Source organism: Haemophilus haemolyticus, from assembly GCF_001679045.1.
In the GTDB taxonomy this organism is placed as follows: domain Bacteria; phylum Pseudomonadota; class Gammaproteobacteria; order Enterobacterales; family Pasteurellaceae; genus Haemophilus; species Haemophilus haemolyticus.
Window position 1 is genome coordinate 251549 of the sequence record NZ_LYCK01000012.1, and the last position, 21525, is coordinate 273073.

Annotated in this window: 23 protein-coding genes and 1 pseudogene; 20 read left to right on the top strand and 4 right to left on the bottom strand. The window is 37.7% G+C overall.

From position 1 onward, the window contains the following. Positions 1-62: 62 nt before the first annotated feature. The 4 genes from A8M50_RS04655 (at position 63) to A8M50_RS04670 (ending at position 4724) form a co-directional block, all read left to right on the top strand. Positions 63-494 (top strand): CidA/LrgA family protein, encoded by a 432-nt coding sequence (locus A8M50_RS04655; RefSeq protein ID WP_005645063.1) that lies wholly within the window; start codon positions 63-65, stop codon positions 492-494. A gap of 19 nt (positions 495-513) precedes the next feature. After that, complete coding sequence (locus tag A8M50_RS04660) at positions 514-1209, top strand: CidB/LrgB family autolysis modulator (protein ID WP_005631777.1); 696 nt, start codon at positions 514-516, stop codon at positions 1207-1209. A gap of 92 nt (positions 1210-1301) precedes the next feature. Next, positions 1302-2687, top strand: coding sequence for an anti-phage deoxyguanosine triphosphatase (locus A8M50_RS04665; RefSeq protein WP_005644684.1), 1386 nt, complete (start codon positions 1302-1304; stop codon positions 2685-2687). A gap of 93 nt (positions 2688-2780) precedes the next feature. Continuing rightward, complete coding sequence (locus A8M50_RS04670; protein WP_005644986.1) at positions 2781-4724, top strand: ABC transporter ATP-binding protein; 1944 nt, start codon at positions 2781-2783, stop codon at positions 4722-4724. A 26-nt stretch (positions 4725-4750) separates the two neighbouring features. Here A8M50_RS04670 and can read toward each other — a convergent pair whose 3' ends face one another. Beyond that, a complete protein-coding gene (gene can / locus A8M50_RS04675; RefSeq protein ID WP_005645039.1) occupies positions 4751-5440 on the bottom strand; it encodes a carbonate dehydratase in 690 nt (229 codons plus the stop codon). Between the two features lie 75 nt (positions 5441-5515). Continuing rightward, entirely contained in the window at positions 5516-6919 is a 1404-nt protein-coding gene (gene asnS, locus A8M50_RS04680) for an asparagine--tRNA ligase (RefSeq protein WP_005644835.1), read from the bottom strand. A gap of 225 nt (positions 6920-7144) precedes the next feature. Here asnS and ribH point away from each other — a divergent pair, with 225 nt between their 5' ends. The 6 genes from ribH (at position 7145) to dapB (ending at position 11055) form a co-directional block, all read left to right on the top strand. Continuing rightward, positions 7145-7618, top strand: a complete 474-nt coding sequence (gene ribH, locus A8M50_RS04685) for a 6,7-dimethyl-8-ribityllumazine synthase (protein WP_005644746.1) — start codon at positions 7145-7147, stop codon at positions 7616-7618. 3 nt (positions 7619-7621) lie between these two features. Further along, positions 7622-8056 carry a transcription antitermination factor NusB gene (nusB, locus tag A8M50_RS04690; RefSeq protein WP_005628659.1) on the top strand — a complete coding sequence of 145 codons (435 nt, stop codon included), beginning with the start codon at positions 7622-7624 and terminating at the stop codon, positions 8054-8056. 66 nt (positions 8057-8122) lie between these two features. Next, positions 8123-9103, top strand: coding sequence for a thiamine-phosphate kinase (gene thiL / locus A8M50_RS04695; RefSeq protein WP_005644924.1), 981 nt, complete (start codon positions 8123-8125; stop codon positions 9101-9103). A gap of 2 nt (positions 9104-9105) precedes the next feature. Then, complete coding sequence (locus A8M50_RS04700; protein ID WP_005644973.1) at positions 9106-9597, top strand: phosphatidylglycerophosphatase A family protein; 492 nt, start codon at positions 9106-9108, stop codon at positions 9595-9597. Continuing rightward, a complete protein-coding gene (locus A8M50_RS04705) occupies positions 9597-10226 on the top strand; it encodes a LysE family transporter (RefSeq protein WP_005645079.1) in 630 nt (209 codons plus the stop codon). Before A8M50_RS04700 ends, A8M50_RS04705 begins: the two co-directional genes overlap by 1 nt. 16 nt (positions 10227-10242) lie before the next feature. Further along, positions 10243-11055 carry a 4-hydroxy-tetrahydrodipicolinate reductase gene (gene dapB / locus A8M50_RS04710; RefSeq protein WP_005644928.1) on the top strand — a complete coding sequence of 271 codons (813 nt, stop codon included), beginning with the start codon at positions 10243-10245 and terminating at the stop codon, positions 11053-11055. Here dapB and yfaE read toward each other — a convergent pair. Then, positions 11050-11298, bottom strand: a complete 249-nt coding sequence (gene yfaE, locus A8M50_RS04715; protein ID WP_005644791.1) for a class I ribonucleotide reductase maintenance protein YfaE — start codon at positions 11296-11298, stop codon at positions 11050-11052. The two genes, dapB and yfaE, sit on opposite strands and share 6 nt — an antisense overlap. Before the next feature lie 48 nt (positions 11299-11346). Between yfaE and A8M50_RS04720 the strand changes: the two genes are divergently transcribed. From A8M50_RS04720 to A8M50_RS04765, 10 genes are all read left to right on the top strand, one after another. Further along, positions 11347-12024: a hypothetical protein gene (locus A8M50_RS04720; protein ID WP_005644971.1), complete on the top strand. Its 678-nt coding sequence runs from the start codon at positions 11347-11349 to the stop codon at positions 12022-12024. A 148-nt stretch (positions 12025-12172) separates the two neighbouring features. After that, positions 12173-13162, top strand: coding sequence for a phenylalanine--tRNA ligase subunit alpha (gene pheS / locus A8M50_RS04725; RefSeq protein WP_005644831.1), 990 nt, complete (start codon positions 12173-12175; stop codon positions 13160-13162). 33 nt (positions 13163-13195) lie between these two features. Beyond that, positions 13196-15583, top strand: a complete 2388-nt coding sequence (pheT, locus tag A8M50_RS04730) for a phenylalanine--tRNA ligase subunit beta (protein WP_005637840.1) — start codon at positions 13196-13198, stop codon at positions 15581-15583. Position 15584: 1 nt separating this feature from the next. Further along, the gene (locus tag A8M50_RS04735; protein WP_005637839.1) at positions 15585-15875 is read left to right on the top strand and encodes an integration host factor subunit alpha; all 291 of its coding nucleotides are present in this window, start codon (positions 15585-15587) and stop codon (positions 15873-15875) included. A 52-nt stretch (positions 15876-15927) separates the two neighbouring features. Further along, the gene (locus A8M50_RS04740; protein WP_005637838.1) at positions 15928-16413 is read left to right on the top strand and encodes an NlpC/P60 family protein; all 486 of its coding nucleotides are present in this window, start codon (positions 15928-15930) and stop codon (positions 16411-16413) included. Positions 16414-16478: 65 nt separating this feature from the next. Then, entirely contained in the window at positions 16479-17432 is a 954-nt protein-coding gene (locus tag A8M50_RS04745; protein WP_005637837.1) for a helix-turn-helix transcriptional regulator, read from the top strand. 58 nt (positions 17433-17490) lie between these two features. Beyond that, positions 17491-18381 (top strand): 5' nucleotidase, NT5C type, encoded by an 891-nt coding sequence (locus A8M50_RS04750; protein WP_005637836.1) that lies wholly within the window; start codon positions 17491-17493, stop codon positions 18379-18381. A 3-nt stretch (positions 18382-18384) separates the two neighbouring features. After that, positions 18385-19095, top strand: a complete 711-nt coding sequence (locus A8M50_RS04755) for an SIR2 family NAD-dependent protein deacylase (protein ID WP_005637835.1) — start codon at positions 18385-18387, stop codon at positions 19093-19095. Between the two features lie 112 nt (positions 19096-19207). Further along, the gene (locus A8M50_RS04760; RefSeq protein WP_005637834.1) at positions 19208-19702 is read left to right on the top strand and encodes an opioid growth factor receptor-related protein; all 495 of its coding nucleotides are present in this window, start codon (positions 19208-19210) and stop codon (positions 19700-19702) included. A 13-nt stretch (positions 19703-19715) separates the two neighbouring features. Continuing rightward, on the top strand, positions 19716-20432 hold the full coding sequence (locus A8M50_RS04765; RefSeq protein ID WP_005637833.1) for a hypothetical protein: 717 nt from the start codon (positions 19716-19718) through the stop codon (positions 20430-20432). 57 nt (positions 20433-20489) lie between these two features. On the opposite strand, the pseudogene A8M50_RS04770 reads toward A8M50_RS04765, so the two are convergent. Further along, positions 20490-21491 (bottom strand): annotated as a pseudogene (locus A8M50_RS04770) (virulence RhuM family protein/type II toxin-antitoxin system death-on-curing family toxin). Positions 21492-21525 lie beyond the last annotated feature (34 nt).

Genomic DNA, 21525 nt, shown 5'->3' on the forward strand with positions numbered 1-21525 from the left:
AGAAAAAAAAAGCGTAAAATAATTTTGAAACATTATGAGAAAAGTTGAAAAAAAGGTTGTATATGATTCAAAAATTATTTTTATTGGCCCGTTCGTTGGTCATTTTGTACATTATGTTATATCTCGGAAATCTTATCGCTCATTATGTGCCAGCCGGTGTACCTGGAAGTATTTGGGGATTGTTATTGCTCTTTTTAGGTCTAACGACACGATTAATTCATTTAGATTGGATTTATTTAGGCGCGAGCTTATTGATTCGTTTTATGGCGGTGCTTTTTGTGCCAGTGAGTGTTGGAATCATTAAATATTCAGATTTATTAATAGAACAAGTGAATATTTTACTGATTCCGAATGTTGTCAGCACTTGCGTAACTTTGGTCATCATGGGCTTGTTAGGGAATCATTTATTCCATTTACAATCTTTTACACATAAACGTAAAAAAGTGATTAAACGCCGTGAAAACCAAGCTAAACAAATGAATGAATCAGCTTAATATAGTGGGAAAGTTTTATATGCAGCAGTACATTATTTATCTTTATACATTTTTGACAATTTTCGGATTTTGGCTCGCACTACAAATTAGCAAACGTTGGAAATCAATGATTTTTAATACTTTTATTTTAACGGTATTAATTTTGGTTGTGATTTTAGTGATAGGTAAGATTCCTTATGATGATTATATGGCAGGAAATGCGCCTATTAATAATCTACTTGGCTTGAGTATCGTCGCTCTTGCATTACCTCTTTATGAACAACTTCGCCAAATTGCCAAACAATGGAAGATTATTTTATCTATTGTGGTGATCGCGTCTTTTTTCTCGATGCTAAGCGGGGCGGTGTTAGCGCTCATACTTGGTGCATCACCTGAAATGGTGGCGACAGTATTACCAAAATCAATCACCACACCAATCGCGATGGAAGTTTCGCATAATCTAGGCGGGATTCCAGCCGTCACTGCAGTTGGGGTCGTTGTTGCAGGTTTGCAAGGCTCTGTATTTGGTTATTTAGTGTTGAAAAAATTACGCGTTAAACATCAAGAAGCGATTGGCTTATCTGTTGGAGCGGTATCTCATGCACTTGGCACTGTAAGTTGTATGGAAACCAATCCAACAGCAGGCAGTTACAGTTCTATTTCTCTTGTGCTTTGTGGGATTATTAGTTCTATTCTCGCCCCATTTGTATTTAAGCTCATTTATTTCTTTGTTTAAATATCAATAAAAATTCAACCGTACTTTATTTATTCTAGATTTTGTTTGTTCTAGATAAAGTGCGGTTGTTTTTTGTGCTAAATGATTAGATAATGCAGAAAAATGAAATAAAACAAAGCGATATGAAACCACTTATCATTGATTCTTCTTGGACAGAACGTTTTCTCCCCGATCCTCCACGCGAAAAAGATAATCGTCCGCCATTTCGTCGGGATCGTGGGCGAATTTTACATTCTGCCGCTTTTCGTTGCTTACAAGCAAAAACCCAAATTCACGCAATTGGCGAAAATGATTTTTATCGCACTCGCTTAACTCATTCTTTAGAAGTCGCACAGATTGGTAGTAGTCTCGTTGCACAGCTTAAATTTGTAGAAACCTTTGAAAGCCTTTCGCAAACATTAAATATTGATAAAAACGAGTTGCAAAAACAATTAAAACCTTTATTGCCAAGTAATGATCTTATTGAGAGTTTGTGCTTTGCTCATGATATTGGGCATCCACCTTTTGGGCATGGTGGCGAAACGGCATTAAATTATATGATGGCAGAGCAGGGCGGTTTTGAAGGCAATGCACAAACCTTTAGAATTTTAACGAAACTTGAGCCTTATACTGAAAATGCAGGAATGAATCTAACGCGTCGAACACTATTGGGTGTAGTGAAATATCCCGCGTTGTTAGATGTGGCCTCGCCTCAATATGCAGAACTTAATTTTTCTCGCAATATTGATCCTCGTTTTGTGCGTATTCACGATTGGATTCCGGGAAAAGGCATTTTCCGTGATGATTTAAAAATGTTTAATTGGTTGCTGGAAAATCTTTCTGAAAATGACCGCACTTTATTCTGTCAATTTAAAAAAGTGCGGGAAAATCCAGCTGAATCTTTACATACTCGGTTTAAATCGCTGGATTGCAGCATTATGGAATTGGCAGATGATATTGCCTATGGCGTGCATGATTTAGAAGATGCGATTGTGACCGGCGTGGTAAATCCTCATCAATGGCAAGTAGCACATTCCGCATTAAAACAAATTTCCTCAGCTTGGTTGCATGAAAATATTGATTCAATTAGTCAACGGCTTTTCTCTGATAAACATTTTGAACGCAAACAAGCCATTGGTGCATTGGTGAACTTTTTTATTACTAATGTGCGGTGGAAATTAACGGCAAATTTTGATGAACCTTTGTTACGTTATAACGCAGAGTTGCCACCTGAAGTGATTGCCGCGCTTGGTGTATTTAAAAAATTCGTTTGGGATTATGTTATTCGCAATGTGGATACCCAACGAATCGAATATAAAGGACAGAGAATGTTGACAGAAATGTTCCAGATTTTTGAATCTGATCCAGAACGTTTATTACCGCGAAATACTGCAAATCGTTGGCTTAATGCACCAGAAGAAGGGAAGAAACGGATTATTTGCGATTATATTGCAGGCATGTCGGATGCACACGCATTGCGGGTATATCAACAACTTTGATTTAAGAGAGAATCCCATTGAATTGATGGGATTTTTTATGCAAACCGTATAGAATAGCGCGGTTAATTTTCACTGAATTTTTATGGGGCAGTTGTGGCATTAATTAGTTTAACCAATGGATATCTTTCCTTTAGTGATGCACCTTTGTTAGATCACGCAGAACTACATATTGAACCGAATGAACGGGTTTGTTTAGTTGGGCGTAATGGCGCAGGTAAATCAACTTTATTGAAAATCATCGCAGGCGATGTGCTTATGGATGATGGCAAAATCCAATACGAAAAAGATCTTGTGGTTTCTCGTTTAGAGCAAGACCCACCGCGTAATGCGCAAGGTAATATTTTTGATTATGTCGCGGAAGGCGTTGGGCATTTAACGGATTTATTGAAGGAATATCATCATATTTCTGTTCAATTGGAAGAAAATTACAGTGATCAAATTTTAAGTCAATTAGAGCAAGTTCAGGCTAAATTAGAACACGCTGATGGCTGGCGATTTGAAAATAAAATCAATGAAGTGCTGTTAAAACTAGGCTTGAATCCAAACACAAAATTATCCGCACTTTCGGGCGGTTGGTTACGCAAAGCGGCTCTAGCACGCGCATTAGTGTGCGATCCTGAAGTGTTATTACTTGATGAACCAACCAACCACTTGGATGTGGAAGCTATTGAATGGTTGGAAAATTTCCTACTTGATTTTCAAGGTAGCATTGTATTTATTTCCCATGACCGTTCTTTTATTCGAAAAATGGCAACACGCATTGTGGATTTAGATCGCGGTCAATTAGTGTCTTATCCAGGCAATTACGATTTATATTTAACCACGAAAGAAGAAAATCTACGCGTTGAAGCCTTGCAGAATGAATTATTTGATAAACGTCTTGCACAGGAAGAAGTGTGGATTCGCCAAGGTATCAAGGCTCGCCGTACAAGAAATGAAGGGCGAGTGCGCGCATTAAAAGCGATGCGTGAGGAACGCCGCCAACGCCGTGACGTAATGGGAACAGCTAAATTACAGTTAGATACCTCAAGTCGTTCAGGCAAAATTGTCTTTGAAATGGAAGACGTGAGCTATGAAATCGCAGGAAAAACCTTGTTAAAAGATTTTTCAACAACGATTTTACGTGGAGATAAAATTGCGCTTGTTGGGCCAAATGGCTGTGGGAAAACCACGTTCATTAAATTATTGCTGGGAGAAATTCAGCCAACATCAGGCAAAATTCGTTGTGGTACTAAATTAGAGATTGCTTATTTTGACCAATATCGTGCTGATTTAGATCCTGAAAAAACCGTGATGGATAATGTGGCGGATGGTAAACAAGATATTGAAGTCAATGGTGTAAAACGCCATGTGCTAGGGTATTTGCAAGATTTCTTGTTCCCACCAAAACGAGCAATGACGCCAGTTAAAGCCTTATCGGGGGGAGAACGAAATCGTTTATTGCTCGCAAAATTATTACTCAAACCAAATAATTTATTGATTCTTGATGAACCGACCAATGACCTTGATGTAGAAACATTGGAACTTTTAGAAGAAATTTTGACTGATTATCAGGGGACATTATTAATTGTGAGTCATGATCGTCAATTTATCGATAATACTGCGACAGAATGTTATTTATTCGAAGGTGAAGGGCGTTTGAATAAGTATGTGGGTGGATTCTTTGATGCTAAACAGCAACAAGCCAATTTCTGGGCAAGCAAAACAGCAGAAGAACAGGCTAAAGCGAAGAAAACTGAACCGCCAAAAGAAGAAAGTGCGGTGAAAAATGACCGCACTTCTAAGCCGAAATCCGTGAAACTTTCTTATAAAGAACAACGTGAGTTAGAACAACTTCCACAACTTTTGGAAGAGTTGGAAACCAAAATCACCGCACTGCAAGCTGAAATTGCCGATCCAGCATTTTTCCAACAGGCTCATGATATTACCGACTCTCAATTAAAAGCATTGGCGGATACTGAAGCCGAATTAGAAACAGCATTTTTACGCTGGGAAGAATTGGAAGAAAAGAAAAATTTAGCTGACGGTAAAGCTTAAAAATAACGCCCGAAAGGGCGTTTTCTTTAGATATTTTCAAGATGATCTTTTTTCAAAATGCTTTCTTCATCAAGTGTTGATAAACGAGCAATAGCGTTTCGATAAGAAATTTCAAGGGTTTCTCTGCTGGTTGCCATTACGCCTTGATCCACTAAAAATCCATCATTTACATCATATACCCAGCCGTGTAATGAGAGTTTTTGCCCGCGTTCCCAAGCACTTTTTACAATTGAAGTGCGCCCAAGATTGTAAACCTGTTCTGCTACGTTAATTTTAGTCAACATATCCGCACGTTTTTCTGGAGAAAGTTTACCGAGAAGATGACCGTGTTTAAACCAAATATCACGAATATGAAGGAGCCAGTTGTTGATAAGCCCTAAATCTTTATCTGCCATCGCCGCATGAATACCACCACAGTTGGTGTGGCCACAGATAATAATATGTTCAATTTTAAGCACATCGACGGCATATTGCACAACAGAAAGGCAATTAAAATCTGTGTGAATCACTTGGTTAGCAACATTACGATGAACAAATAATTCACCTGGTTCAAGATTCGTCAATTTCTCAGCGGGTACACGGCTATCAGAGCAACCAATCCAAAGGTAATGTGGCGTTTGATGATCCGCAAGTTCTTTGAAATAAGTAGAATTTTCTTCCTTCATTCTTTGCGCCCAGCTGTAATTGTTGGCAAAGAGTTGTTTAATTTTATCCATTTTGCTCTCCTTAAAATTTTTAAAAAATTAACCGCACTTTTAGGTAAGTGCGGTCAATTTTAAAGTTAAATTGAATTAGAAATTCGCATTTCTTGGCGCGCGTGGGAATGGAATTACATCACGAATATTTTGCACGCCAGTTACATAAACGATTAAGCGTTCAAAACCAAGACCAAAACCAGAATGTGGAACGCTGCCGTATTTACGCAGATCGCGATACCACCAATAATCATCTGGATTTAATCCCATTTCTTCCATACGTTTATCAAGCACCTCTAAACGTTCTTCACGTTGTGAACCACCGATGATTTCACCAATTCCTGGTGCTAACACGTCCATTGCCGCCACAGTTTTTCCATCATCATTTAAACGCATATAGAATGCTTTAATGTCTTTTGGATAGTTTTTCACAACAACTGGTGATTTGAAATATTCTTCCGCTAAGAAACGTTCGTGTTCAGAAGAAAGATCGATACCCCAAGAAACAGGGAATTCAAATTTCTTACCAGATTTTAATAACACATCAATGGCATCAGTATAGTCAATTTGCGCAAAATCTGAGTTTACAAAGTTTTCTAAACGCGTAATAACATCTTTATCTACATGTTTTTCAAAGAATTGTAAGTCATCTTTACGCTCAGCAAGCACCGCACGGAACACGTATTTCAACATGTCTTCTGCTAATTTAGCATTGTCAGCAAGCGTTGCAAACGCAACTTCAGGTTCAACCATCCAGAATTCAGCAAGGTGACGAGTTGTATTTGAATTTTCAGCACGGAATGTTGGGCCGAAAGTATAAATTTTGCTTAATGCACAAGCATAGGTTTCGCCGTTTAACTGACCTGAAACCGTTAAAAATGATTCTTTACCGAAGAAATCTTGGCTGAAATCAACTTTTCCATTTTCACTACGTGGAAGATTTTCTAAATCAAGTGTAGAAACACGGAACATCTCACCCGCACCTTCAGTATCTGATGCAGTAATTAATGGGGTTGCCACCCAGTAGAAACCTTGCTCATGGAAGAAACGGTGAATTGCTTGAGATAAGCAATGGCGAACACGTGCAACTGCACCAATGATATTGGTACGAGGGCGTAAGTGAGCTACTTCGCGTAAATATTCAATAGAGTGGCGTTTTGCTGCCATTGGGTAAGTATCAGGATCTTCAACAAACCCTGTCACTTCCACTTTTTCTGCTTGTAATTCAACCGCTTGTCCTTCTGCAGGTGATTCAACAACTTTACCTGTTACAATTACAGAACAGCCTGTTGTTAAACGTAAAATTTCGCTTTCGTAATTTTCAATATCGTTATTAATAATCGCTTGAATTGGATCAAAGCAAGAACCGTCATAAACTGCTAAGAAAGATAAACCTGCTTTAGAATCGCGACGGGTACGCACCCAACCACGCACAGTGACGGTTTCACCAATCGCCACTTTCCCTTGTAATACATCAACAATTGATGCCACTTTAGACATATTAAACCTCTGTAACTGAATGTAATTCACATAAAATTGCCGATAGTTTACCTTAATGAAGGAAATTTTCCATAAAAATATAGTGTTGGTGCGGGTTATGAACAATAAAATCGCCTTAAAAATGAGCCCTAAATAAAATAGGGTAAAGCCTTATTAATATTGAATATACTCTATTTTATGTTAAAATCTCGGGCCAAATCATTATGGCTAATAATAGGAAAAAATATGAAAGTTTTAGAAGGCTCAGTTGCAGCACCTAATGCAAAAGTTGCAGTAGTAATTGCTCGTTTTAACAGTTTTATTAATGAAAGTTTATTAGAAGGCGCAATTGATGCATTAAAACGTATCGGCCAAGTGAAAGATGAAAATATCACTATCGTGCGTGCCCCAGGCGCGTATGAGTTGCCATTAGTTGCTCGTCGTTTAGCTGAAAGTAAAAAATTTGATGCGATTGTGGCATTAGGTACAGTTATCCGTGGTGGTACTGCACACTTTGAATATGTCGCAGGGGAAGCGAGCAGCGGTTTAGGAAAAGTTGCAATGGATGCTGAAATCCCTGTCGCTTTTGGGGTATTAACCACAGAAAATATTGAACAGGCGATTGAACGTGCTGGTACTAAAGCAGGAAATAAAGGTGCAGAAGCAGCCTTAACCGCACTTGAAATGGTTAATCTTATTCAACAAATTGATGCGGCATAAATCATGACAGAACAAAAACAAGTGAAAAAGCCTTCTGCTCGTCGTCGTGCGCGTGAATGTACTGTTCAAGCTTTGTATTCTTGGGCGGTATCTGGCAATACTGCAGAACAAGTTGAATTAGCCTTTGTGTTAGATCAAGATATGGATGGGGTAGATAAACCTTACTTCCGTAAATTATTTCGTCAAACAGTAGAAAATATTGAAACCGTTGATTTTTCAATTTCGCCTTATATTGACCGCGCTTTTGATGAGCTTGATCCTATTGAAACTGCAATTTTACGTCTGGCTGTTTATGAATTACGCTTCGAGTTAGATGTGCCATATAAAGTGGTTATCAATGAAGCAATTGAAGTGGCAAAAGTATTCGGTGCAGATGAAAGTCATAAATATATCAATGGCGTACTTGATAAAATCGCACCTGCATTAGGGCGTAAATAATCCTTTTAAACTGAAAATGGCACGCATTTTTAACGCGTGCCTTTTCTTTTATAAGATAGGTGAAAAATGGCAATGGGTGAATTTGATTTAATTAAACGATATTTTCAGCAACAAATATTAGTTGATGATTCCGTTCAATTATCTATTGGCGATGATTGTGCGCTGGTTTCCGTGCCAGAGAATTATCAGCTTGCCATTACGACCGATACAATGGTGGAAAATACGCATTTTTTACCAACCATTTCACCTGAGGACTTGGCTTATAAGGCGGTTGCAACAAATTTAAGTGATCTTGCTGCAATGGGGGCACAGCCAAAATGGGTTTCTCTGGCATTAACTTTGCCAAATGTAGATGAAAATTGGATTTCAACATTTAGCCAAAGTTTATTGCACACGTTAAAACAATACAACGTCACATTAATTGGCGGTGATACTACAAAAGGTAATTTGTCTATTACGATTACGGCACAAGGCTTTGTCGAAAAAGACAAAGGAATTTGTCGGCATAAAGCACAAATCGGCGATTTAATTTATGTTTCAGGCACCTTAGGCGATAGCGCGGCAGGTTTAACGCAAATTTTATCGGACAAAAGTGCGGTTGATTCTGATGATGTTTTTTTGCAACAACGACATATTAGACCCACACCTAGAATTGAACTTGGGCGAGCATTAATTGATATAGCTCATGCTGCCATTGATCTTTCCGATGGGTTAATCTCTGATTTAGGCCATATTCTTGAACGAAGTCAATGTGGCGCAGAAGTTGAACTTTCTGCTTTACCTCTTTCATCATCGATTTTAAACAAATATGATCGCACTCAAGCGGAACAATTTGCCTTAAGTGGTGGCGAAGACTATGAACTTTGTTTTACCATACCGCCCGAATATAAAGATGAATTAGAATTACGCTTGAAAAAACTGAACGTGCCTTGTACTTGCATTGGTAAAATCACTGAAAAGTGCGGTGACTTTTCGATCCATTTTTTACGTGATGGAAAACCTGTGGATATTACGTTTTCAAGTGGTTTCGATCATTTTAAGGAATAAAAATGACAGAAAATAATCCTCTTAAAAAAATCTCTCTTTTAAATCCTATTCATTTGCTTGCCGTAGGTTTTGGCTCGGGCTTAATTCATCCTGCTCCCGGTACTTGGGGGAGTTTAGCTGGAACAATGTTAGGCGTGATTTTGCTTTCTTTGTTAGGTGTAAAAATCTTTTTAATTTTTACCGCACTTTGTTTTCTATTCGGTTGCTATCTTTGTCAAAAAACCACAGCAGATATGGGCGTGCACGATCATGGTTCTATCGTCTGGGATGAATTTGTCGGTGTATTTATTGTATTAGCGGCGATCCCGTCATTATCTTGGCAATGGATTTTGTCTGCTTTTGCGTTATTTCGCTTTTTCGATATTTTAAAACCGTTCCCAATTCGTTATTTTGACGAAAAACTAGAAAGTGGTTTTGGCATTATGGTCGATGATGTATTAGCGGCAATTTATGCCGTGATTGTCGTATTTGCTATTCAATATTGGATGTTGTGATGCTGAATTTAATCATTGTGCATTTATTTGGCTTAATGACGCCAGGCCCTGATTTCTTCTATGTAAGCCGAATGGCGGCAAGTAACTCTCGTCGTAATACAGTTTGTGGCATTTTAGGCATAACGCTTGGCATCGCCTTTTGGGGAATGCTTTCTATGTTGGGATTGGCGGTGTTATTCGTTACTATTCCTGCATTACATGGCGTGATTATGTTGCTAGGCGGTAGTTACCTAGCATATATCGGTTTTTTAATGGCCCGCAGCAAAAAACACGCTCAATTTGAACCGCACTCTGATACCGAATTTAATCATCAAACCACGATCAAAAAAGAAATTGTGAAAGGGCTTTTAGTGAATTTATCCAATGCAAAAGTCGTGGTGTATTTTAGTAGCGTGATGTCGCTTGTCTTGGTAAATATCACTGAAATGTGGCAAATTATCTTGGCTTTTATAGTGATTGTGGTAGAAACATTTTGTTATTTTTATGTGATTTCATTGATTTTTTCACGTAATATTGCCAAGCGTTTATACAGTCAATACAGCCGTTATATTGATAATATGGCAGGTATTGTATTTTTATTTTTTGGTTGTATGCTTGTTTATAGCGGCATCAACGAAATAATTCATTAATAAAAAAGGAAGTAACATGACATTAAAAATTGCAATCGCTGGTGCTGGCGGAAGAATGGGGCGTCAATTAATTCAAGCGGTCCATTCTGCGGAAGGAGTAGAACTAGGTGCAGCTTTTGAACGCAAAGGATCATCTTTAGTCGGGACGGATGTGGGAGAATTGGCGGGAATTGGTCAACTTGGTGTAACAGTTTCAGACGATCTTGAAAGCCAAAAAGATAAATTCGATTTATTAATCGATTTTACTCGACCAGAAGGCACCCTTGAACATATTGTATTTTGCGTAGCAAATTATAAAAAAATGGTGATCGGTACAACAGGTTTTGATGAAAATGGTAAAGCAGCGATTAAAGCAGCTTCAGATCAAATTGCTATTGTGTTTGCATCAAATTTCAGTGTTGGCGTGAATTTAGTCTTCAAGCTTTTAGAAAAAGCGGCAAAAGTGATGGGCGATTATTGCGACATTGAAGTGATCGAAGCACATCACCGTCATAAAGTCGATGCGCCATCTGGCACCGCACTTTCTATGGGCGAACATATCGCGAAAACCTTAGGTCGCGATTTAAAAACGCACGGGGTGTTCTGCCGCGAAGGAATCACAGGCGAACGTAAACGTGATGAAATTGGTTTTTCTACTATTCGCGCTTCGGATGTGGTGGGAGAACACACGGTTTGGTTTGCAGATATTGGAGAACGTGTAGAAATTTCCCATAAAGCATCAAGCCGTATGACATTTGCTAATGGCGCAGTGCGAGCTGGTAAATGGTTAGAAAATAAGGCGAATGGCTTATTTGATATGACGGATGTATTAGATTTAAATAATTTATAAATCAATTTCAATGTCACTTTCTACGTGACAGCAGCATAATAAAATTTCATCAGGTTGAATAAAGGCAAGGGGCGTATCTTTATAGGATACCTTGCCTTTTTTGATCTTTACACGACAAGAACCACAATAGCCACTACGGCATTGATATTCATGGTGAATATTATTTTTCTCGAGATGATCAAGTAAATTTGTTTCATTATTGAATTCTAATGTGGTTTGACTGTAGATTAGATGAATTTTCATAATAACAATGCAGTGAAATTTGCTGGGCATTATATAAGGAAAATCCATATGTTAAAAATACTGTGTTTTATAACCGCACTTTTTATTACTGCTTGTAGTTCTATTAGCAAAGAACCGGTGAAGACGGTGGATGTTTATATCAAACCTTATTATTCTGCTGAAAATGGAAAAGCAGAAAATGTATTTGTACATAAAGAAATTGATCCTATACTACGTGAAAATACGATAAAAGGTTATAAAAGTGCGGTGAAATTTGTAGAAGAAAATCCAGCTCGTATTTCACCCATGACGATGTTCACGTTAGCCGCTCGGGCTTACGATTTTGGTTTAAGAGATGAAGCCGTTACTTGGTTTTATCGTGGACAAAATCGTTTGATCACCGCACTTTATGTGTTGGATTTACCAAAACAAACGGTGCAGGATAATACAGGATTCAGCCATGTAGTGGGGCAGTTTGTTAATGCTTATGCGTTTTGTAATTTTGATAAACAAAGTCGTGCTGCCGAAAATGCAGTGAAATGGACAATTATGCATCCTTATGAAGTGATTTTCTTACCAGCATTACCCGCAAAATTTGTAGATCGTCAAAAAGCGTTAAAAGAAGCAGAAGAAAAATTAGTCCAACGTTTACAGGAACAAGCACGTTTTTTTGCTAATCCAAAAAATAAAGAAAAATGGCAAAAAGAGCGGTCAGAAAATTTTGTGAATGAACGATTTTGTTGGTAATAAGAAAAAATGGAATAGCGATAACGTTATTCCATTTTTATTTTTGATAAACCAATGATTTTTCGTATTATTCTTTTACTTTTTAAGTGCTTGGTATTATCATTACTCGGTTTTTTATTTTATAGAGAAAAGAGAAGCAGGGGAAACTATGCAACATCTGAACGAGCTTGTCGAGAAAGCAAAATTAGCGATAGAATCCATTCAGGATAAAAGTTTAACGGTTTTGGATGAAATCCGTGTCGAATATTTTGGTAAGAAAGGGCATTTTACTCAATTAATGCAAGAATTGCGTAATGTGTCAGCAGAAGAACGTCCAGCTATGGGCGCAAAAATTAACGAAGCAAAACAAGCTGCGTTAGAATTTTTAAATGCAAAAAAAGCGGAGTGGGAACAGGCTGAACTTAACGCAAAATTAGAAAAAGAACGTGTGGATGTGAGTTTGCCCGGTCGCAAAGTTGAAACAGGTGGCTTACACCCAGTTACCATGACGATTAATCGTGTAACAAAATTTTTCTCAGAACTTGGCTTTTCAGTTGAAAATGGCCCTGAAATTGAAAGTGATTATTACAACTTCGATGCTTTAAATATTCCTAAACATCACCCAGCACGTGCCGATCACGATACTTTCTGGTTTAATCCAGAATTATTACTCCGAACCCAAACGTCTGGCGTGCAAATTCGTACTATGGAAAAAATGCAGCCACCAATTCGTATTATGGCTCCGGGACGTGTGTATCGTAATGACTACGATCAAACGCATACGCCAATGTTCCACCAAATTGAACTCCTTTATGTGGATAAAAAAGCAAATTTCACAGAATTGAAAGGCTTATTACACGATTTCTTACGTGCTTTCTTTGAAGAAGATTTACAAGTGCGTTTCCGTCCATCTTATTTCCCATTCACCGAACCTTCAGCCGAAGTGGATGTGATGGGTAAAAACGGTAAATGGTTAGAGGTGTTGGGCTGCGGTATGGTACACCCAAATGTGTTGCGTAACGTTGGTATTGATCCGAATGAATATTCTGGTTTTGCCGTGGGAATGGGCGTTGAGCGTTTAACAATGTTACGTTATAACGTAACAGATTTACGTTCCTTCTTTGAAAATGACTTACGTTTCTTAAAACAATTTAAGTAATTTCTCGGATTTGAATTAAAAGGATAACAACAAATGAAATTTAGTGAACAGTGGGTAAGAGAATGGGTGAATCCATCCGTTTCAACCGAGCAATTATGCGAGCAAATTACCATGCTTGGCTTAGAAGTGGATGGTGTAGAAGCCGTTGCGGGTACATTTAATGGTGTCGTTGTTGGTGAAGTGGTGGAATGCGCACAACATCCAGATGCGGATAAATTACGTGTAACTAAAGTGAACGTAGGCGGCGATCGTTTATTGGATATCGTGTGTGGCGCACCAAATTGTCGTCAAGGCTTAAAAGTCGCTTGCGCAACAGAAGGTGCGGTATTACCTGGCGATTTCAAAATTAAGAAAACGAAATTACGTGGTCAACCATCAGAAGGGATGCTTTGTTCATTTTCTGAATTAGGTATTGATGTTGAAGCGGATGGTATTATTGAATTGCCACTTGATGCACCAATCGGTACAGATTTACGTGAATATTTAGGTTTAAACGATAATGCCATCGAAATTAGCTTAACGCCAAACCGTGCGGATTGTTTGAGCATTGCAGGTATTGCGCGTGAAATTGGTGTGGTAAATAAACAGCCAGTAAATCAACCTCACTTTGCAGCGGTGCCAGCAACAATTTCTGATAAAGTTCAAATTGATTTACAAGCACCAGAAGAGTGCCCGCGTTATTTATTACGTATGGTGAAAAACGTTAATGTGAAGGCTGAATCGCCAATGTGGATGCAAGAAAAATTGCGTCGTTGTGGCATTCGTTCTATTGATCCGATTGTTGATATTACTAACTACATTTTGCTTGAGCTTGGTCAGCCAATGCACGCGTTTGATGCGGCTAAAGTTGCACAACCCGTTCAAGTTCGTTTAGCAAAAGAAGGTGAAGAATTAGTATTATTAGATGGTTCAACAGCAAAACTTCAATCAAATACTTTATTAATTGCCGACCAAAATGGGCCTTTAGCAATGGCAGGGATCTTTGGTGGTGCTGCAAGTGGAGTGAATAGCGAAACGAAAGATGTGATTTTAGAATCCGCATTTTTCGCCCCATTAGCGATTGCAGGCCGTGCAAGACAATATGGTTTACATACGGATGCATCACACCGTTTTGAACGTGGTGTGGATTTTGAATTAGCCCGTAAAGCTATGGAACGAGCAACCGCATTATTGCTTGGAATCTGTGGTGGTGAAGCGGGTGATATTTGTGAAGCAAGCAGTGAAACCCATCTTCCTAAAGTCAATACAGTTCAACTTCGCCGTAGTAAATTAGATGCACTTTTAGGTCATCATATTGAAACAGAAAGCGTAACAGAAATTTTCCATCGTCTTGGTTTCGATGTTACTTATGCAAATGATATTTGGACGGTAACTTCTGCAAGCTGGCGTTTTGATATTGAAATTGAAGAAGATTTAATTGAGGAAGTGGCGCGTATTTATGGTTATAACAGCATTCCAAACAATGCGCCATTAGCGCATCTCCGCATGCGTGAGCACAAAGAATCTGATTTAGATTTAGCTCGAATTAAGACCGCACTTGTGGATGCAGATTATCAAGAAGCCATTACTTATAGCTTTGTGGATCCAAAAATTCAAAGTTTATTACATCCACATCAAGAAGCACTTGTATTGCCAAATCCTATTTCTGTGGAAATGTCAGCAATGCGCGTGTCTTTAATCAGTGGTTTATTAGGTGCAGTGCTTTATAACCAAAATCGCCAACAATCTCGTGTTCGTTTATTTGAAACAGGATTGCGTTTTGTGCCAGATGCCAATGCTGAATTTGGCGTACGTCAAGAATTTGTTTTAAGTGCGGTAATTACTGGAACGGCAAAATCTGAACATTGGGCAGGTAAAGCAGAATCTGTATATTTCTTTGATCTTAAAGGCGATTTAGAATCAGTACTTTCTTTAACTGAAGGGGGTAATAGAGTTCGTTTTGTTGCAAAACAATTTGATGCATTACACCCTGGTCAATCTGCTGCTATTGAATTAGATGGTCAAGAAATTGGTTTTATTGGTGCAATTCATCCATCTATTAGCCAAAAACTAGGATTAAATGGCAAAACTTTTGTATTTGAAATTCTTTGGAATGCAATTGCGGCACGTAATGTGGTGCAAGCAAAAGAAATTTCTAAATTCCCAGCAAACCGTCGTGATTTAGCTTTAGTTGTCGCGGATAGTGTACCAGCAGGGGAATTGATCGCAGCATGTAAACAAGCAGGCGGTGAAAAATTGGTGCAAGTGAATTTGTTCGATGTATATCAAGGTGTGGGCGTCGCTGAAGGCTATAAGAGTTTAGCGATTAGCTTGACTGTCCAAGATAATGAAAAAACACTTGAAGATGAAGAAATTAATGCAGTGATTTCAGCAGTATTAGCGGAGGTAAAACAACGCTTTAATGCTGAATTAAGGGATTAATATGGCTACGATAACCAAAATTGATATTATTGAATATTTAAGTAATAAATATCAGTTATCTAAACACGATACGAAAAATGTGGTGGAGAACTTTTTAGAAGAGATTCGTTCATCGCTAGAATCTGGTCATGATGTAAAATTATCAGGATTTGGTAATTTTGAACTACGTGATAAGTCATCGCGCCCAGGTCGTAACCCGAAAACTGGTGATGTCGTTCCAGTTTCTGCTCGCCGAGTGGTGACATTTAAACCAGGGCAAAAGTTACGTGCTCGTGTGGAAAAAACTAAATAGTAAGCAACAAAAAGTGCGGTGAATGTCTACCGCACTTTTCATATGAAAAGGTATGAAAGTATATAAATCATTTTTAATCGCTACTGTCTCGTTGTTTTTATTCGCTTGTTCCAGTTTTCAAAACGATGATTATGCGATGAACTATAAAGGTCAAATCGGTGATCCTATTATGGCTATAGCCATGTTGAGCGAACAACAACATGAATGGGCGGGTACACCTTATGTGCTCGGCGGTGTTTCACGTCGTGGCGTAGATTGTTCCGGTTTTGTGCAGAAAACTTTCTTCGATCGTTTTAATCTTCGTTTGCCAAGAAGCACAACTGAACAAGCCAATTATGGTAAACACGTTCGCAAAGAAGATATTCAAACGGGTGATTTAATTTTCTTTAAAACCGGCCGAGGCCCTAATGGTTATCATGTGGGGATTTATGTAAAAGAAGACAAATTTCTTCATGCTTCCACCAGAGGGGGCGTTGTCTATTCTTCAATGAATAACCCTTATTGGTCGAAAGCCTTCTGGCAAGTAAGACGAATTTAGAAAGTATAATGCTGGAATTTTCCAGCATTTTTTATAATGATTTTTTTCAAATTTGGGAGATAAAAATGCCCTCAAACTTAACCGCACTTCAAATTCAACTTGAAATTTTACGCCTTATTCCAAAAACACGTTTTATTACTGCAGAAGAAATCTTACAAAAACTTGCTGATATTGGCGTTCAACGTGATATTCGTTCAATTCAGCGCCAGCTAGAAAGCTTATCTCAACAGTTTGAAATTGAGCGAGATATGCGTGATAAACCTTATGGATATCGATGGAAATCAAATGCTAAAGGCTTGGATTTACCGATTTTAAATGAACAGCAATCACTTGTGCTTATGCTTGCTAAACAATATCTCAATGGCATTTTACCTTCTAGTATTATGAGCTCAATGGAGGCGTTCTTTCAACAGGCCGAATATAATTTGGTTTATGACAGCCATAAAAAATCAGGGGCAGAATGGCTTAATAAAGTTGCTATTGCGCCAACTAGTCAGCCGTTATTACCTGCCAAAATCAATCCAGAAATTTTTTCTCAAATTAGCACCGCACTTTATCAAAATCGATTTTTACAGGTGCATTATCGGAGTATTCACGGTAAAGAACATAAGGCTCAGGTCAAGCCATTGGCTTTGGTACAACAAGGACCAAGTAGCTATTTAGTCGCACAATATGAGAATGGCGATATTTTACACCTTGCTTTGCATCGTTTGCTTAAGGTAACAGTGAGTACAATGATATTTGAACGCCCTGATTTTAATTTGAAATCTTATGTAGAAAGCCAAAAGTTTGGTTTTACCTATGGTCGAAAAATTCGATTAACTTTCCGCATTAATAAAGATATTGGTGGATTTTTAACAGAAACACCATTATCAACAGATCAAACAGTAAAAGATTCTGGGGATGATTATGAAATTTCAGCAACTGTGATCGAAAGCCAAATGCTGGATTGGTGGATCGCTCACTTTGGTGAAAATTATCAAGAAATTGAGCGTGTATATTTAGAAGAAACAGTATAACGACATAAATTGTCGCTTTGTGCTTTATGATAAATCTATCTGAAGAGAGGACATTCAAATGAAACAGATTGTGTACATTGATATGGATAATGTGATGGTAGATTTCCCATCAGGTATTGCAAAACTAGATGATAAAACCAAGCAAGAATATGAAGGTCGATATGATGAAGTCGAGGGTATTTTTAGCTTAATGGAGCCGATGCCTAACGCGATTTCGGCTATACATAAATTGATGAGAAAATATCATATTTATGTGCTTTCTACTGCGCCTTGGCATAATCCTTCCGCTTGGAGTGATAAAGTAAAATGGATTCAACATTATTTCGGCGAAGAAAAAGGTTCAGCCTTATACAAACGATTGATTTTATCCCATCATAAAAATCTCAACCAAGGCGATTATTTAATTGATGATCGCACTAAAAATGGTGCTGGCAAATTTCAAGGCGAACATGTTCATTTTGGTACAGAACAGTTTCCTAATTGGAATTGCGTCTTATCTTACTTAGGCTGTGGGCCTTTTACACCAAGTGATATTTTGCAAGATTGTTTGAAAAAGCCAGCCGCCCTTGTGCAAGTTGAAAATGAGGAGCAAAGCCGAGTCATTGGTGCTTTTGCTGATCGCTATAAATGGCAAGTGTTTAATTTGGCATGTGTTTATACGGATGAAACAACAACCGAACAGAAAACTGTCTATTTAATTATCAGTCCTTATCACAGTGATGAATTTAAATTGCGTATTGATGCCATGTGCGCTCATCTTCAAGCTGAATATGAAGTGTTATTACGCTCAAAATCACAGCTAAAACAATATTTCCAACGCCTTTCAGATAAGCCATTCTTGCACATTGAAACCTATACTTATCAACCGCTTTATAAAGCAGGGAATATTTTTGGCATGATGGCGAGAGATAGACAGATTGATGAAATTTTAGAACAAAAAGGAGCCTGAAAAATGACAGAGAAAAATAAACCAATTTGCGTAGTATTAACCGGTGCTGGCATAAGTGCCGAAAGTGGTATTCCTACTTTTAGAGCAGAAGATGGTTTGTGGGCAGGGTATAAAGTAGAAGAAGTTTGTACGCCCGAAGCCCTAAAGAAAAACCGTGCAAAAGTATTGGCGTTTTATAATGAACGACGTCGTAATGCTCAAGCTGCAGAGCCAAATGCTGCACACTTGGCTTTGGTTGAATTGGAAGAGTTTTATGAAGTTCATATAATCACTCAAAACGTGGATGATTTACATGAGCGAGCGGGAAGTACTAACGTACTCCATTTACATGGTGAATTGAATAAAGCCCGCAGCAGTTTTAATACCGATTACATTGTTCCATGTTTGGATGATCAACTGTTAGAGGATAAGGATAATCACGGTCATCCAATGCGTCCACATATAGTCTTTTTTGGGGAAAATGTACCCATGTTTCCTAAAGCAGAAAAGTTAGTGAAAAAGGCAGATATTGTGATTGTTATTGGCACTTCATTACAAGTTTATCCAGCTAATGGATTGGTAAATCTCGCTCCATACGGTTCACTTATCTATTTGATCGATCCTAATCCCAATACCGGATTTGTTCGTAAGCAAGTTATCGCAATAAAAGAAAAAGCGGGTGAGGGCGTTCCGAAAGTGGTCGCCGAGTTATTGGAGAAAGTTAAAAATACATAGAAAAACGACCGCACTTTTTAAACAAATAGCGATTTTTATGTGGTTATTTTTTAACGACACGAATTGTCGCTATGCTGTGCTATTTTATTGTTTATGAATTAACGAGAAATGTATGCACCCCGTAATTGAATTTTATTTAGAGCAAAGAAAAAACCAATATAATTTATCTTTGCAAGATGTTTGGGCGATGCCCAAAAGAATGATTGGCGATGCTTATTTTTATATTCCTTGGCTTTTGCCTGTTACTGAAAGCTCCAAATGGAATCGTTCAGTACCGGTTTTTAACGAAGAAGACCTGGTTATTTTTATTGGAGATGAAGCAATTCAAAATAAATATTTACATTCTATTGATATTATTCTGGATTACTTCTGTTTATATCGTGAAGATAATAAAATATTCCCTAAACCTGAATTAACTGAACGTAAAGTTTGGCTACGCAATATTGGGCATGAAAGTAAGAAGATTTCCCGCATCATTCGTAGTTTAAATTATTGCGGTCATCCTGAGTTGGCTAAAAGTTTACAGCAACTGGCAATAAAATTAGGTCAAGAAAAAGGCGTAATTCAAGAAGAAACCATAGGAATTTGGACAAATCTACTTAAATAATGAGGATAAAATAATGGTAACAGAAGAGTTTAAAAAAGTAGCGGTATCTTTTGCTGGTGGAGATGGTGGAAATCCTAACTCAGATGTTTGGTTTTGTGGGTTAGAATGGGGGATTGGTGATGAAGCTTATCCTGATGATTTTTATAAGAAATTTAGTTTAAGCCCTAAATTAATACCGCACTCTTGGTTAGAGGACGATTTTGATGGTAGTTGGACTACGCAATATAATCAAAAATTATGTTGGTTTTTGTGGTACTACTATAATTTAGATTGGAAAAGTGGTGAAAGCTATGAGTATTTTGTTAGTACTTATAATGTGCTTTATCCACAGGGTATTGGTTTTAAACTAAATATGCTACCAATCAATTTCAAAAATAGAGCATCAATTCAATGGAATGAACAATTCATTAAGATGACAGGATTTGAAACATTCGATGAATATAGAGAATGGTGTGTTGAAAATCGTGGTGCTTTTTATCGTCAACTTATAGATGAATGTAATCCTAAAGTGATTATTTGTACGGGAGTCACTGAAAAAGATAACTTCTTTAAGTTTTTTACTGGAGAAGCCGTATATGAAACTAAAGCGTTGAAAGAATTTAATATCTTCTATCGCAAGTACAATGATACTTTAATTTGTGTTTGCCCATTTTTTGGTGGCCCAAGTGGCATTAATTCTTACGATAAAATGGAAGCATTAGTAGAGTCAGTAAAAGAATTATGTAAATAATTTTTTTATTAAGTTTAACGTTGATAGACAAATAGCGACTTCGGTTGCTATTTATCATTACTTATCTTGCTTATATTTAAGCATGTGCATAATAAGCCTAATAAGCGTTTCTTTTTGTTTCGGATCAGATTCTGCAACTAATAAAGTGAGTGCAGCAAGCCCAGTATCATTGATAACTGGGTATCCATTATGATCCAACAAACGCCCATTTCTATGTAAGAAATCTACAAATAAAAATGCGCCACTACGTTTATTACCATCTGAAAAAGGATGGTTTTTGACGACAAAATAAAGTAAATGCGCTGCTTTCGCTTCAATGCTTGGATAAGCGGGTTCACCAAACACACTTTGATCTAAATTGCCTAAAATCGCAGATAAGCCATTGTCTCGTTCACGTCCAAATAGATCACTTGCTTCACCTTTTGCCATTAGCTGAAATTTTAACTCCGCTAGTGCAGAACAAGCCTCAGCATAAGTCGGTAATGTACCGCCTTGCTGTGTTTGTGGTTCGGCAAGTAAACCTTCATCATATTGTTATAGCCATAAAAACGTATGCGTATAACGGCTGACAATATCCACTAATCCACGACCACTTTCTAGCGTTAATTCCGATGAATTTGCCGTTTTTTGAATAAGCGTAAGTGCTTGTTCTAATTCGTGAGCATTTTGCTGTAAACGTTTTTGGTTAATAGTATAGCCTTGAGTCAGATATTCTTTTAAACGTGCAGTTGCCCAAATTCTAAAATTTGTTGCAGATTTAGACTTCACTCGATAGCCTACAGAAATAATAGCATCCAAATTATAATGTTTAACCTTACGAGTAACTTGTCTTTTCCCTTCTTGTCGAACTACCGAGAAATCCTCGGTAGTTAAATTTTCATCAAGTTCTGCTTCATTAAAAATATTTTTTAAATGTAGGCTTATGTTATCTGAGCTAGTATCAAAAATATTTGCCATCTGCGCCTGGGAAAGCCAAACGGTGTCATTTTCAAATCTCACTTCCACTTGCGTTGTGCCATCTTGAGCTTGGTAAATTTCAATCGGATTTTGGTTATTCATATTCTTTTCCTTAATAAGCTATATGTATATATAA

Bases quoted from the DNA above. Each gene is read 5' to 3' on its own strand.
- A8M50_RS04765 (WP_005637833.1), top strand. From the start codon at position 19,716: ATGGTAACAGAAGAGTTTAAAAAAGTAGCGGTATCTTTTGCTGGTGGA.
- A8M50_RS04760 (WP_005637834.1), top strand. From the start codon at position 19,208: ATGCACCCCGTAATTGAATTTTATTTAGAGCAAAGAAAAAACCAATAT.
- asnS (WP_005644835.1), bottom strand. From the start codon at position 6,919: ATGTCTAAAGTGGCATCAATTGTTGATGTATTACAAGGGAAAGTGGCG.
- A8M50_RS04740 (WP_005637838.1), top strand. From the start codon at position 15,928: ATGAAAGTATATAAATCATTTTTAATCGCTACTGTCTCGTTGTTTTTA.
- A8M50_RS04655 (WP_005645063.1), top strand. From the start codon at position 63: ATGATTCAAAAATTATTTTTATTGGCCCGTTCGTTGGTCATTTTGTAC.
- A8M50_RS04700 (WP_005644973.1), top strand. From the start codon at position 9,106: ATGACAGAAAATAATCCTCTTAAAAAAATCTCTCTTTTAAATCCTATT.
- yfaE (WP_005644791.1), bottom strand. From the start codon at position 11,298: ATGAAAATTCATCTAATCTACAGTCAAACCACATTAGAATTCAATAAT.
- ribH (WP_005644746.1), top strand. From the start codon at position 7,145: ATGAAAGTTTTAGAAGGCTCAGTTGCAGCACCTAATGCAAAAGTTGCA.
- A8M50_RS04705 (WP_005645079.1), top strand. From the start codon at position 9,597: ATGCTGAATTTAATCATTGTGCATTTATTTGGCTTAATGACGCCAGGC.
- can (WP_005645039.1), bottom strand. From the start codon at position 5,440: ATGGATAAAATTAAACAACTCTTTGCCAACAATTACAGCTGGGCGCAA.
- A8M50_RS04745 (WP_005637837.1), top strand. From the start codon at position 16,479: ATGCCCTCAAACTTAACCGCACTTCAAATTCAACTTGAAATTTTACGC.
- dapB (WP_005644928.1), top strand. From the start codon at position 10,243: ATGACATTAAAAATTGCAATCGCTGGTGCTGGCGGAAGAATGGGGCGT.
- pheS (WP_005644831.1), top strand. From the start codon at position 12,173: ATGCAACATCTGAACGAGCTTGTCGAGAAAGCAAAATTAGCGATAGAA.
- A8M50_RS04750 (WP_005637836.1), top strand. From the start codon at position 17,491: ATGAAACAGATTGTGTACATTGATATGGATAATGTGATGGTAGATTTC.
- A8M50_RS04735 (WP_005637839.1), top strand. From the start codon at position 15,585: ATGGCTACGATAACCAAAATTGATATTATTGAATATTTAAGTAATAAA.
- nusB (WP_005628659.1), top strand. From the start codon at position 7,622: ATGACAGAACAAAAACAAGTGAAAAAGCCTTCTGCTCGTCGTCGTGCG.
- A8M50_RS04665 (WP_005644684.1), top strand. From the start codon at position 1,302: ATGCAGAAAAATGAAATAAAACAAAGCGATATGAAACCACTTATCATT.
- thiL (WP_005644924.1), top strand. From the start codon at position 8,123: ATGGCAATGGGTGAATTTGATTTAATTAAACGATATTTTCAGCAACAA.
- A8M50_RS04720 (WP_005644971.1), top strand. From the start codon at position 11,347: ATGTTAAAAATACTGTGTTTTATAACCGCACTTTTTATTACTGCTTGT.
- pheT (WP_005637840.1), top strand. From the start codon at position 13,196: ATGAAATTTAGTGAACAGTGGGTAAGAGAATGGGTGAATCCATCCGTT.
- A8M50_RS04660 (WP_005631777.1), top strand. From the start codon at position 514: ATGCAGCAGTACATTATTTATCTTTATACATTTTTGACAATTTTCGGA.
- A8M50_RS04755 (WP_005637835.1), top strand. From the start codon at position 18,385: ATGACAGAGAAAAATAAACCAATTTGCGTAGTATTAACCGGTGCTGGC.